Source organism: Pseudomonas rustica (assembly GCF_018336155.1).
Classification (GTDB): domain Bacteria; phylum Pseudomonadota; class Gammaproteobacteria; order Pseudomonadales; family Pseudomonadaceae; genus Aquipseudomonas; species Aquipseudomonas rustica.
The window spans coordinates 69,147-81,372 of record NZ_JAGYHF010000015.1; the positions used below are offsets into that span (position 1 = coordinate 69,147).

Sequence of the window (12,226 nt, forward strand, 5' to 3'; positions counted from 1 at the left end):
CTACACAGCGCTCAACCCGGGCGGTTCCCCACGGCAGATTTTTCCTGAATCAAACGCCGCCGATGACGGTCATAACCCGTGCCATACTCCGATCCCTACTCACACGCGGAATGATCCGACTTGCGATCCAGCCCTCTCCTGCTTCTGATCTTCGTGTTGTCGCTCGCCGGCTGCGCCAGTGTCGATGTGCAACGCGAACCCAGCCAGGCCTTGCCGGCCAGCAGCTCGGCGTTTGGCCGTTCGATTCAGGCTCAGGCCGCGCCGTATGAAGGCCGCTCCGGCTTCCGCCTGCTGTCCAACAGCACCGAATCTTTCACTGCCCGCGCCGAGCTGATCCGCCACGCGCAGGTCAGCCTCGATTTGCAGTACTACATCGTCCACGACGGCGTCAGCACACGAATGCTCGTCGAGGAATTGCTCAAGGCTGCCGACCGTGGCGTGCGCGTACGCATCCTGCTCGACGACACCACCAGCGATGGTCTCGACCAGATCATCGCCACGCTGGCGGCGCATCCGCAGATCCAGATACGCCTGTTCAACCCGCTGCATCTGGGCCGCAGTACCGGCGTCACCCGCGCGGCCGGGCGCCTGTTCAACCTGTCGCTGCAACACCGGCGCATGCACAACAAACTGTGGCTGGCGGACAACAGCGCGGCCATCGTCGGCGGGCGCAATCTGGGCGATGAGTATTTCGATGCCGAGCCGAACCTGAATTTCACCGACATCGACATGCTCAGCATGGGGCCGGTTGCAGAGCAGCTCGGGCACAGTTTCGACCAGTACTGGAACAGCGCGCTGAGCAAGCCGATCGATGAATTTCTCTCCAGCAAACCGTCGGCCAAGGACTTGCAGAACACCCGCACGCGCCTGGAAGAATCGCTGGAAGAAACCCGCCAACAGAATCACGCGCTGTATCAGCAGTTGATGACTTTCACCACCGAGCCGCGCATGGACATCTGGCGCAACGAACTGATCTGGGCGTGGAATCAGGCGTTGTGGGACGCGCCGAGCAAGGTATTGGCCAAGGACGAGCCGGATCCGCACTTGCTGCTGACTACGCAACTGGCGCCGGAACTGAAGAACGTCAGCAAAGAGCTGATCATGATTTCGGCGTACTTTGTGCCGGGGCAACCGGGGCTGGTCTATCTGACCGGGCGCGCCGATGCCGGCGTCTCCGTGAGCCTGCTGACCAACTCACTGGAAGCCACCGACGTGCCGGCGGTGCATGGCGGTTACGCGCCGTATCGCAAGGCGCTGCTGGAACACGGTGTGAAACTATATGAGTTGCGCCGCCAGCCTGGGGATAACGATGGCAGCGGCCCGCATGTGTTTTACAGCAAGTCGTTCCGCGGCTCGGATTCGAGTTTGCACAGTAAGGCGATGATTTTTGATCGACAGAAATCGTTTATCGGGTCGTTCAACTTTGATCCGCGCTCGGTGTTGTGGAACACCGAGGTCGGGGTGTTGGTGGACAGTCCAGAGCTGGCTGAGCATGTGCGTGAGTTGGCGTTGCAGGGTATGGCGCCGGCGTTGAGTTATCAGGCGAAATTGCAGGACGGGAACATCGTCTGGGTCACCGAGGACAATGGCCAGATGCATACGCTGACCAAGGAGCCGGGGAGCTGGTGGCGACGGTTTAATGCGTGGTTCAGCACCAGCGTCGGCCTGGAACGCATGCTTTAAAAAGCAAAAGATCGCAGCCTTCGGCAGCTCCTACAGTTTGAAATGCATTCCCCTGTAGGAGCTGCCGAAGGCTGCGATCTTTTGATCTACGCAGGCTCGGTCACCGGGCCGAATGCCCCTTGGCGCAATAGCAAAATCACCAACCCAAACGCGCCGATCGCCATCAACAGCGGCAACGCATGCCCGCTGATCCACTGGCTACCCGCCCCCGCCGCCAACGGCCCGATCAAACAACCCACGCCCCACAGCTGCGCGATATGCGCATTCGCCCGCACCAGCGCATCGTCGCGATAACGCTCGCCAATCAAGATCAGCGACAGCGTAAACAACCCGCCAGCACTGGCACCAAACAGCACCCACAGCGGCCAGATCAGCAGCGTATCGAGCAACAGCGGAATCGCCAGACTCGACAACATCAACACCACCGCGCAACCCGCGAACAGCGTGCGCCGCGACAGGTAATCGGCCAATGCGCCAATCGGCAGTTGCAACAGCGCATCACCGACCACCACGGTGCTGACCATCGCCAAAGCGATCTCGGCGGTGAAGCCTTGTTGCAGGCAATACACCGGCAACAACGTCAAAATCATCGCCTCGAACGCTGCGAACAACGATACCGCCCAGGCAATCGCCGGCAGCTCACGCGCAAATCCCCATAGGTCGCGGAACGTCACGCTGCTCGCTTCACTGCTTGGCGCACCACTACGGCCCAGCAACAGCAGCGGCGAAACCAGCAGCAGGCCGACGCCAACCCAGAAACCGTAATCATCTTCGGTGCCGAGCGCGCCCAGCAGCAGCGGGCCAGACAACTGGCTCAACGCATAGCTGCTGCCATACAGCGCCACCAAGCGACCACGCCAGTTCTCGACCACCAGTTGATTGATCCAGCTCTCGCCGAGGATGAACACGATGGTCAGAATCACGCCGATCATCAGGCGCAGCACCAACCAGATCGGATAGCTCGGCAGCAGCGCCAGCAAGCCGATCGACAACGCGCCCGCCCACAAGCACAGGCGCATCAGGTTGGCCGTGCCGAAGCGCGCCGCCAGATGACTGGAAATCTTCGCGCCGAGCAACACGCCAATTGCCGGCATCGCTGCCATCACGCCAATGGCGAAGGCGCCGTAACCCCAGCCCTCCAGACGCAACGACACCAGCGGCATGCTGACCCCCAGGGCCAGGCCGACACTCAAGACAGACGCCAACACGGCGAAATACGTCGCCCAACGCATGTTCCACGCTCCTGTGGATTATTTTTATGTGCACCACAAAACCACTGTGGGAGCGAGCCTTTGTGGCGAGGGGATTTATCCCCGTTGGATCGCGTAGCGGCCCCAAAACCTGCAAGCGCGATGTATCAGGTACATCGCGTGCAACGATTTTGCGACTGCTTCGCAGCCGAACGGGGATAAATCCCCTCGCCACAAAAGCCCGCTCCCACAGGGGATTTCTGTTTGGCAGGAAGCCCGCTCTCACAGAGGGTCTCTGTTTCGTCAGGTAGCCCGGCGTGACCGGGCTTCCGTTAACGGCTTACAGCTTGATCCACGTCGCCTTCAGCTCGGTGTATTTGTCGAACGCATGCAGCGACTTGTCGCGGCCATTGCCCGACTGCTTGAAGCCACCAAACGGTGCAGTCATGTCGCCGCCGTCGTATTGGTTGACCCACACGCTACCGGCGCGCAGCGCTTTGGCGGTCAGGTGCGCCTTGGAGATGTCTTGCGTCCACACCGCAGCGGCCAGGCCATACGGCGTGTCGTTGGCGATCTGGATGGCTTCTTCAGCGGTATCGAAAGCGATAACCGACAGCACTGGCCCGAAGATTTCTTCCTGAGCGATCTTCATCGCGTTGCTCACGCCGTCGAAAATCGTTGGCTCAACGTAAGTGCCGCCGGTTTCCTGAAGAATGCGCTTGCCGCCGGCGACCAGTTTGGCGCCATCGGTGTGACCGGATTCGATGTACGACAGCACGGTGTTCATCTGCTGCGTGTCGACCAGCGCACCAACGTTGGTGGCCGGATCCAGCGGATTGCCCGGCTTCCAGGTTTTCAGTGCCTCGATCACCATCGGCAGGAATGTGTCCTTGATCGAACGCTCGACCAGCAGACGCGAACCGGCAGTGCAGACTTCGCCCTGGTTGAAGGCGATGGCACTGGCAGCGGATTCAGCTGCAGCTTGCAGATCCGGCGCATCGGCAAAGACGATGTTCGGGCTCTTGCCACCGGCTTCGAGCCAGACGCGCTTCATGTTCGATTCGCCGGAGTAGATCATCAATTGCTTGGCGATCTTGGTCGAACCGGTGAACACCAGCGTGTCGACATCGTTATGCAGGGCCAGCGCCTTGCCAACGGTGTGACCGTAGCCCGGCAGCACGTTGAGCACGCCTTTCGGAATGCCGGCTTCAACGGCCAGCGCGGCGATGCGGATGGCGGTCAGCGGGGATTTTTCCGACGGCTTGAGGATCACCGAGTTACCGGTCGACAGCGCCGGGCCGAGCTTCCAGCAGGCCATCATCAGCGGGAAGTTCCACGGCACGATGGCGCCGACCACACCGACGGGCTCGCGGGTTACCAGACCGAGCTGATCGTGCGGCGTCGCTGCCACTTCGTCGTAAATCTTGTCGATCGCTTCACCGCTCCAGCTCAGCGCTTGCGCCGCGCCCGGAACGTCGATGTACAGCGAATCGCTGATCGGCTTGCCCATGTCGAGGGTTTCGAGCAGGGCCAGTTCTTCGGCATGCTGCTTGAGCAGGCCGGCGAAACGGATCATGGTGGCTTTGCGTTTGGTTGGCGCCAGGCGCGACCAGACGCCGGAATTGAAGGTGGCGCGGGCGTTTTCCACGGCGCGCTGGGCGTCGGCGGCGTCACAGCTGGCGATCTTGCCAAGCAGACGGCCATCGACCGGGCTGATGCACTCGAAGGTCTCGCCGGAGACGGCGTCGGTGTATTCGCCATTGAGATAGGCGCGGCCTTCGATTTTCAGGTCGCGGGCGCGTTGTTCCCAGTCGGCACGAGTCAGGGTGGTCATTTCGAGTGTCCTCCGCTTATTGAATACGAGCGCCGCGCGATCTTCGCCAGCGCCCTCAAGAATTCTGCCCGGCCAGCCGGTTTTTCGGCCAGAGGCACCCGCCACCCTAAACCAGCGGCCGGGGTTGTTTCAATATATTTGACATAAGGTGGCCATACGGCCTTGCGGTGTTGATTTTAATCAACATAGACTTTGGCCCTTTCCAGCCAATCGCGCCGTATTCACAGGGGATAACAACAATGAACATCCAGAACGTCGTCGACATCAGCCTGACCAGCAGCGAAGCCGAACGCTATCGCCCGGATCCGGCGAAAGTGCTCAAGGGTGATCCGGAACAAGCTGTGTTCCATCAGTACGACAGTCCGTGTGGGCAGATGGGCGTTGGCGTGTGGGAAGGTGCGGTTGGGCAGTGGACGGTGAATTACACCGAGCACGAATACTGCGAGATTTTGCAGGGTGTGTCGGTGCTGCGTGACAGCGATGGCAATGCCAAGACGTTGCGGGTTGGCGACCGATTTGTGATCCCGGCGGGGTTTCGTGGCACTTGGGAAGTGCTGGAGGCTTGCCGCAAGATTTATGTGATTTTCGAACAGAAGGCTTGATCCATACCCCTCCCCTGTAGGAGCTGCCGAAGGCTGCGATCTTTTGATCTTATTTTTAAGGATCAAGGTCAAAAGATCGCAGCCTTCGGCAGCTCCTACACAGACAGCCTGCAAATATTCGAGGCAACAAAAAAGGCCCGCATCGTGAGATACGGGCCTTTTTTGTAAGTCGGGAAAAATCAATTACTTGATTTTGCCTTCCTTGTAGATCACGTGCTTGCGAACAACCGGATCATATTTCTTGATCTCGATTTTGTCCGGGGTAGTACGCTTGTTCTTGTCGGTAGTGTAGAAGTGACCAGTACCGGCGCTCGAGATCAAACGAATCAATTCACGCATGATTAGCTCCCTTAAATCTTGCCATCGCGGCGAAGTTCGGCGAGCACGACAGTGATGCCACGCTTGTCGATGATACGCATGCCTTTGGCAGATACGCGCAGACGCACAAAACGTTTCTCTTCTTCAACCCAGAAGCGGTGATGCTGCAGGTTCGGCAGGAAACGACGACGGGTTTTGTTGTTTGCGTGGGAAATGTTATTCCCAGTCACCGGACCCTTACCGGTAACTTGACATACTCTCGACATGCCTCAGCCCTCTAAAACCACATGCCCAACCCGGCATGGGTTGGCCGCTTAATCTCTCAGTCATTTGGCGCCAGGCGCCGCGTTTCTTTAGAGGTCTTACCGGCTACACCTACAGTGAAGGAACCGGGCCCCTAGAAAAGAGCGCTGCTTTATACCAGAAAGACCGGGGTGCAACAACTTTCCGTGTGCAATCAATCCACAAAAAGGCGCTTTTTCGACCTGCGAACGCTTTGGATAAAGGCCGGCACCGGTTTTTACCACTCGTCGAAGAAAATCGTCTGCACACGGCTTTCAGACTTTTTGCGCAGCGCCGTGGTCTGAAAAACCGCCATCACTGTGCCCTTAAAATGCAAAAAGGGGATAGTCATTTGTAATCCAGCCCTCTAGGGTAGGCCTTTTCCAGACTGCACTTGCAGATGGGCCTTCGATCTGTAAAAGGAAACCGACCATGCGCCTCGCTGCCCTACCCCTGTTGCTCGCCCCGCTCCTGCTGAGCCCTCTGGCCCAGGCCGCCGCGCTGAGCGTCTGCACCGAGGCCAGCCCGGAAGGGTTCGACGTGGTGCAATACAACTCGCTGACCACCACCAACGCCTCGGCCGACGTGCTGATGAACCGTCTGGTGGATTTCGACACCGCCAGCGGCAAAGTCGTGCCGAGCCTGGCCGACAGCTGGGAAGTCAGCACCGATGGCCTGACGTATGTGTTCAAACTGCATCCGCAGGTGAAATTTCACACGACCGACTACTTCAAACCCAGCCGCGAGCTGACCGCTGAAGACGTCAAATTCAGCTTCGACCGCATGCTCGACCCGGCCAACCCTTGGCACAAAGTCGCCCAGAGCGGTTTCCCGCACGCGCAGTCGATGCAACTGCCGGCGCTGATCAAGAAGATCGACGCCCTCGATCCGCTAACCGTGCGCTTCACTCTTGATCACCCGGACTCGACGTTCCTGGCGACCCTGAGCATGGGCTTCGCCTCGATCTATTCCGCTGAATACGCCGACAAACTGATGAAGGCCGGCGCGACGGACAAGCTCAATAGCCAGCCGATCGGCACCGGCCCGTTCGTGTTCAATCGTTTCCAGAAAGACGCGGCGATCCGCTACAAGGCCAACCCGGACTACTTCGGTGGCAAGCCTGCGGTCGATCCGCTGATCTTCGCCATCACCCCGGACGCCAACGTGCGCCTGCAAAAGCTGCGACGCAATGAATGCCAGATCGCCCTGTCGCCGAAACCACTCGACGTACAAGCCGCGCTGAAAGAGCCGACGTTAAAAGTCGAAAAAACTGACGCGTTCATGACCGCTTTCGTTGGCATCAACAGTCAGCATCCGCCGCTCGACAAGCCGGAAGTGCGTCAGGCGATCAACCTCGCGTTCGACAAGGCCAACTACATCAAGGCTGTGTTTGAAGACACCGCCGAAGCGGCCAACGGCCCTTACCCGCCGAATACCTGGAGCTACGCAAAGAGCCTGCCGGGCTATCCTCATGACATCGCCAAAGCCAAGGCGCTGATGGCCAAGGCTGGTTTGAAGGATGGTTTCCAGACCACTATCTGGACACGTCCGTCGGGCAGCCTGCTCAATCCGAATCCAAGCCTCGGCGCACAGATGTTGCAGTCGGATCTGGCAGAGATCGGTATTCAGGCGGAAATCCGCGTGATCGAGTGGGGCGAGCTGATTCGTCGCGCCAAGGCTGGCGAGCATGATCTGTTGTTCATGGGCTGGGCGGGCGATAACGGCGACCCGGATAACTTCCTCACGCCGCAATTTTCCTGCGCGGCGGTCAAGTCGGGCACCAACTTCGCGCGCTACTGCAATGCCGATCTGGACAAGCTGATCAGCGCCGGCAAGACCACCAGCGAACAAGGTGTACGCACCAAGCTGTACGAGCAGGCGCAGGCGCAGATTCAGCAGCAGGCGTTGTGGTTGCCGCTGGCGCACCCGACCGCTTACGCGCTGACGCGCAAAGACGTGCAGGGGTATTCGGTGAGCCCGTTCGGCCGCCAGGACTACTCCAAGGTCAACCTCAAATAACCGATCCCCCTGTAGGAGCTACCGCAGGCTGCGATCTTTTGATTTTGTTTTTTAAGATCAAAAGATCGCAGCCTGCGGCAGCTCCTACAGGGATTGGAAGTTACATCCAGCCACATTCCGCCATCGACAGTGGCTCGCCGTCACCGATGATGAAGTGATCGAGCACCCGCACATCAATCAAATCCAAAGCTTTCTGCAGTCGCTTGGTCAGCAACCGATCTGACTGACTCGGATCCGTGTTCCCCGACGGATGGTTATGGCAGAGGATCACCGCCGCCGCGTTGTTAGCCAACGCACGCTTCACCACTTCCCGGGGATGCACACTGGTGTTGTCGATCGAGCCGCGAAACAAGGCCTCGAAATTCAGCACCTGATGTTTTGAATCGAGAAACAGACAGCCGAACACCTCATGCGGCTCATGCCTCAGCATGGCTTTGAGATAATCACGAACGACCTGTGGATTTTCCAGCGCAGGTTTCTCGCGCGAGCGTTCGGCCAGATGCCGCTTGCCCATTTCTTGCGCCGCTTGCAGCTGCGCGTACTTTGCGGGGCCCAAACCCAATTGTTTGCTGAATGCGTCCTGATCGGCCTCAAGCAACAAACGCAGGCTGCCGAACTGACTCAACAAATGCCGCGCCAGATCCACCGCACTTTTCCCCGGCACGCCGGTACGAAGGAAAATCGCCAGCAGTTCCGCATCCGAAAGACTCGCCGCACCTTGTTCCAACAACCTTTCCCGCGGGCGTTCCGCCGCAGGCCAATCACGAATACTCATAGCACTTCCCTGTCTGTGGGCGCCGCTGTTCCGTAGCGGTCGCTGTGATATCTTAGCCCATCTTTTTTGCGGGCGGATTCACCCTGGGGAGGGGGTTTCGCCACGTATGTCACCCACGAAATGAAAGGCAGACCTATGCAGCGGCTGTATCGGAAACGCATCGTTCTGGGCGTCGGCGGCGGCATCGCGGCCTACAAGAGCGCCGATCTGGTTCGTCGCCTGATCGATCAGGGCGCCGAAGTGCGCGTGGTCATGACCCACGGCGGCGCCGAATTCATCACCCCGCTGACCATGCAGGCGCTGTCCGGCCACCCGGTGCACCTCGACTTGCTCGACCCGGCCGCCGAAGCCGCGATGGGCCACATCGAGCTGGCCAAGTGGGCCGATCTGGTGCTGATCGCCCCGGCCACCGCCGACCTGCTCGCGCGTCTGGCGCAAGGCATTGCCAATGATTTACTGACCACGCTGGTACTCGCCACTGACGCTGTCGTCGCTGTCGCGCCGGCCATGAATCAGGCGATGTGGCGCGATCCGGCGACCCAGGCCAACCTGCAACTCCTTGAAAGCCGTGGCCTGAAGACCTTCGGCCCGGCCTCGGGCAGTCAGGCCTGCGGCGACGTCGGCATGGGCCGGATGATGGAAGCCACCGACCTCGCACAGTGCGCGGCGGACTGCTTCCAGCGCCAGGCACTGACCGGCAAACACGTCGTCATTACCGCCGGCCCGACTCAGGAAAACATCGATCCGGTGCGCTACATCACCAACCACAGCTCCGGAAAAATGGGCTTTGCCCTCGCCGAAGCAGCGGTTGAAGCCGGCGCCCGCGTCACGCTGATCAGCGGCCCGGTGCATTTGCCGACGCCGGATCGCGTCACGCGTATCGACGTGGTCAGCGCCCGCGACATGCTCGCGGCGTGTGAAGCCGCGATCCCGTGCGACGTGTTCATTTCCTCGGCAGCGGTTGCGGACTACCGCCCGGAAGTCATCGCCCCGCAAAAACTCAAGAAAGATCCTACGAGCGGTGATGGCTTCGTCCTGCAAATGGTGCGCAATCCAGACATTCTGGCCACCATCGCGACCCGTCCCGACCGTCCGTTCAGTGTCGGCTTTGCCGCCGAGACCGAACACCTGCTCGACTACGCTGCACGCAAGCTGAAGGACAAGAATCTCGATTTGATCGTCGCCAACGACGTCGCCAACCCGAGCATCGGTTTCAACAGCGAAGAAAACGCCTGCAGCGTGATTGACCGTGAGCTGCACGCCACGGTTTTCGCCCAGACCAGCAAGAGCAAGATCGCTCGCCAACTGGTCACTTTTATCGCCGAACGTCTGAACCAGGTTTAATTTACATGCACGCTTTGCAAGCCAAGATCCTCGACCCACGCATCGGCACCGATTTCCCGCTGCCGCAATACGCCACCCCGGGCTCCGCCGGCCTCGACCTGCGCGCCATGCTGGAGCAGGACATCGTGATCAAGCCGGGTGAAACCGTGCTGATCCCCACCGGTCTGTCGGTTTACATCGGCGACCCGAACCTTGCCGCACTGATTCTGCCGCGCTCGGGCATGGGCCATAAGCACGGCATCGTGCTGGGCAACCTCGTCGGCCTGATCGACTCCGACTACCAGGGCCCGCTGATGGTGTCCTGCTGGAACCGTGGCCAGAGCGATTTCACCATGACCGTCGGCGAACGTCTGGCGCAACTGGTGCTGGTACCGGTGGTACAGGCGCACTTCGAAATGGTTGAAGAGTTCGTCGAAACCGAGCGCGGCACCGGCGGTTTTGGCCATACCGGCACCAAATAACCGAACACATCTCCTGTAGGAGCTGCCGCAGGCTGCGATCTTTTGATCTTGATCTTAAAAAACAAAGTCAAAAGATCGCAGCCTTCGGCAGCTCCTACAGGGGAAAATTTCAGGCAGATCAGCTGATAGGTTTAACACCGTAAATCAAGGTTTTGCCGGCCGAAAGCCACGCCAGCCGAGGCGTCATGGCCCTTTCATACCACGAACTCTCTGTGGAAAACGCCGTCATACCCTTCAGTTTGAGCCTGCCGTCGAACGATTCGTCGGTCTGTCCCGCCACTTTCGAGATGGAGCATTTCCGTAGATGAGCACCCCAGCCAAGATCGCCCCGAAGCTGCCCGACAGCATTTTCCGCGCCTATGACATTCGCGGCACCGTGCCGGAATTCCTCAATGCCGAAACCGCTTACTGGATCGGTCGCGCCATCGGTTCGCAGAGCCTCGCTCAAGGTGAGCCGAATGTGTCCGTCGGTCGCGACGGCCGCTTGTCCGGCCCGGAGCTGGTTGCCGAGCTGATTCGCGGTATCGCCGAAAGCGGCTGCCATGTCAGCGATGTCGGCCTGGTGCCGACGCCGGCGCTGTACTACGCCGCCAACGTGCTGGCCGGCAAGTCGGGCGTGATGCTCACTGGCAGCCACAACCCGTCGAACTACAACGGTTTCAAGATCGTCATCGCCGGCGACACCCTCGCCAACGAACAGATTCAGGTGCTGCATGAGCGCATCAAGACCAACAATCTGAGCAGCGGCACCGGCAGCGTCAGCCAGGTCGAAATCCTCGACCGCTACAACACCGAAATCGTCCAGGACATCAAACTGGCGCGGCGCATGAAAGTCGTGGTCGACTGCGGCAATGGCGCGGCCGGCGTGATCGCCCCGCAACTCATCGAAGCGCTGAACTGCGAAGTCATCCCGCTGTTCTGCGAAGTCGACGGCAACTTCCCGAACCATCACCCGGATCCGGGCAAGCCTGAAAACCTCGTCGACCTGATCGCCAAAGTAAAAGAAACCAACGCCGACATCGGCCTGGCTTTCGACGGCGACGGCGACCGTGTCGGCGTGGTGACCAATACCGGCAGCATCGTTTACCCGGATCGTCTGCTGATGCTGTTCGCCCGTGACGTGGTTGCGCGCAACCCGGACGCGGAAATCATTTTCGACGTCAAATGCACCCGTCGACTGGTACCGCTGATCAAGGAATACGGCGGCCGTCCGCTAATGTGGAAGACCGGTCATTCGTTGATCAAAAAGAAAATGAAACAATCCGGTGCGCTACTGGCCGGTGAAATGAGCGGGCACATCTTCTTCAAGGAGCGCTGGTTCGGTTTCGACGATGGCATCTACAGCGCCGCGCGGCTGCTGGAGATCCTCAGCAAGGAAAAATCTACTGCGGAAGAGCTGTTTGCGACCTTCCCGAACGATATTTCTACGCCGGAAATCAATATCCATGTGACCGAAGAGAGCAAATTCAGCATCATTGATGCACTGCACGACGCACAGTGGGGCGCAGGCGCTGACCTGACCACCATCGACGGCGTGCGAGTCGATTACGCCAAAGGCTGGGGCCTGGTGCGCGCGTCCAACACCACACCGGTGCTGGTGCTGCGCTTCGAGGCCGATGACGAGGCTGAATTGCAACGCATCAAGGATGTGTTCCACGCCCAACTGAAACGCGTTGCACCTGATCTCCAACTACCGTTCTGATCCACCCGGAGCCCTG

Annotated in this window: 10 protein-coding genes and 1 pseudogene; 6 read left to right on the forward strand and 5 right to left on the reverse strand. The window is 59.5% G+C overall.

Features of this window, described 5'->3' with window-relative positions:
- Window positions 1-120 precede the first annotated feature (120 nt).
- A complete protein-coding gene (locus KFS80_RS24380) occupies window positions 121-1,683 on the forward strand; it encodes a phospholipase D family protein (protein WP_212546224.1) in 1,563 nt (520 codons plus the stop codon).
- Between the two features lie 86 nt (window positions 1,684-1,769).
- On the opposite strand, the gene KFS80_RS24385 is transcribed toward KFS80_RS24380, so the two are convergent.
- Both KFS80_RS24385 and KFS80_RS24390 read right to left on the reverse strand, forming a co-directional pair.
- Window positions 1,770-2,915 (reverse strand): MFS transporter, encoded by a 1,146-nt coding sequence (locus KFS80_RS24385; RefSeq protein ID WP_212546225.1) that lies wholly within the window; start codon window positions 2,913-2,915, stop codon window positions 1,770-1,772.
- A 298-nt stretch (window positions 2,916-3,213) separates the two neighbouring features.
- Window positions 3,214-4,707 (reverse strand): aldehyde dehydrogenase, encoded by a 1,494-nt coding sequence (locus KFS80_RS24390; RefSeq protein WP_016985821.1) that lies wholly within the window; start codon window positions 4,705-4,707, stop codon window positions 3,214-3,216.
- A gap of 239 nt (window positions 4,708-4,946) precedes the next feature.
- On the opposite strand from KFS80_RS24390, the gene KFS80_RS24395 reads away from it, so the two are divergent.
- Window positions 4,947-5,309: a cupin domain-containing protein gene (locus KFS80_RS24395; protein WP_150649022.1), complete on the forward strand. Its 363-nt coding sequence runs from the start codon at window positions 4,947-4,949 to the stop codon at window positions 5,307-5,309.
- A 183-nt stretch (window positions 5,310-5,492) separates the two neighbouring features.
- On the opposite strand, the gene rpmG is transcribed toward KFS80_RS24395, so the two are convergent.
- Window positions 5,493-5,648 (reverse strand): 50S ribosomal protein L33, encoded by a 156-nt coding sequence (rpmG, locus tag KFS80_RS24400; RefSeq protein ID WP_003177274.1) that lies wholly within the window; start codon window positions 5,646-5,648, stop codon window positions 5,493-5,495.
- 11 nt (window positions 5,649-5,659) lie between these two features.
- Entirely contained in the window at window positions 5,660-5,893 is a 234-nt protein-coding gene (gene rpmB, locus KFS80_RS24405; RefSeq protein ID WP_007920377.1) for a 50S ribosomal protein L28, read from the reverse strand.
- 448 nt (window positions 5,894-6,341) lie between these two features.
- Between rpmB and KFS80_RS24410 the strand changes: the two genes are divergently transcribed.
- The gene (locus tag KFS80_RS24410) at window positions 6,342-7,928 is read left to right on the forward strand and encodes an ABC transporter substrate-binding protein (protein ID WP_212546226.1); all 1,587 of its coding nucleotides are present in this window, start codon (window positions 6,342-6,344) and stop codon (window positions 7,926-7,928) included.
- Window positions 7,929-8,028: 100 nt separating this feature from the next.
- On the opposite strand, the gene radC is transcribed toward KFS80_RS24410, so the two are convergent.
- Complete coding sequence (gene radC, locus KFS80_RS24415) at window positions 8,029-8,703, reverse strand: RadC family protein (RefSeq protein ID WP_053125027.1); 675 nt, start codon at window positions 8,701-8,703, stop codon at window positions 8,029-8,031.
- A gap of 135 nt (window positions 8,704-8,838) precedes the next feature.
- Here radC and coaBC point away from each other — a divergent pair, with 135 nt between their 5' ends.
- From coaBC to KFS80_RS24430, 3 genes and pseudogenes are all read left to right on the forward strand, one after another.
- A complete protein-coding gene (gene coaBC, locus KFS80_RS24420; RefSeq protein WP_187680377.1) occupies window positions 8,839-10,047 on the forward strand; it encodes a bifunctional phosphopantothenoylcysteine decarboxylase/phosphopantothenate--cysteine ligase CoaBC in 1,209 nt (402 codons plus the stop codon).
- 5 nt (window positions 10,048-10,052) lie between these two features.
- The gene (gene dut, locus KFS80_RS24425; protein ID WP_008086463.1) at window positions 10,053-10,508 is read left to right on the forward strand and encodes a dUTP diphosphatase; all 456 of its coding nucleotides are present in this window, start codon (window positions 10,053-10,055) and stop codon (window positions 10,506-10,508) included.
- Window positions 10,509-10,833: 325 nt separating this feature from the next.
- Window positions 10,834-12,210 (forward strand): annotated as a pseudogene (locus KFS80_RS24430) (phosphomannomutase/phosphoglucomutase); the annotation flags it as partial.
- Window positions 12,211-12,226 lie beyond the last annotated feature (16 nt).

Coding starts and splice junctions, on each gene's coding strand:
- KFS80_RS24385 (WP_212546225.1), bottom strand. CDS start 2,915: ATGCGTTGGGCGACGTATTTCGCCGTGTTGGCGTCTGTCTTGAGTGTC.
- rpmG (WP_003177274.1), bottom strand. CDS start 5,648: ATGCGTGAATTGATTCGTTTGATCTCGAGCGCCGGTACTGGTCACTTC.
- KFS80_RS24390 (WP_016985821.1), bottom strand. CDS start 4,707: ATGACCACCCTGACTCGTGCCGACTGGGAACAACGCGCCCGCGACCTG.
- coaBC (WP_187680377.1), top strand. CDS start 8,839: ATGCAGCGGCTGTATCGGAAACGCATCGTTCTGGGCGTCGGCGGCGGC.
- KFS80_RS24395 (WP_150649022.1), top strand. CDS start 4,947: ATGAACATCCAGAACGTCGTCGACATCAGCCTGACCAGCAGCGAAGCC.
- dut (WP_008086463.1), top strand. CDS start 10,053: ATGCACGCTTTGCAAGCCAAGATCCTCGACCCACGCATCGGCACCGAT.
- KFS80_RS24410 (WP_212546226.1), top strand. CDS start 6,342: ATGCGCCTCGCTGCCCTACCCCTGTTGCTCGCCCCGCTCCTGCTGAGC.
- rpmB (WP_007920377.1), bottom strand. CDS start 5,893: ATGTCGAGAGTATGTCAAGTTACCGGTAAGGGTCCGGTGACTGGGAAT.
- radC (WP_053125027.1), bottom strand. CDS start 8,703: ATGAGTATTCGTGATTGGCCTGCGGCGGAACGCCCGCGGGAAAGGTTG.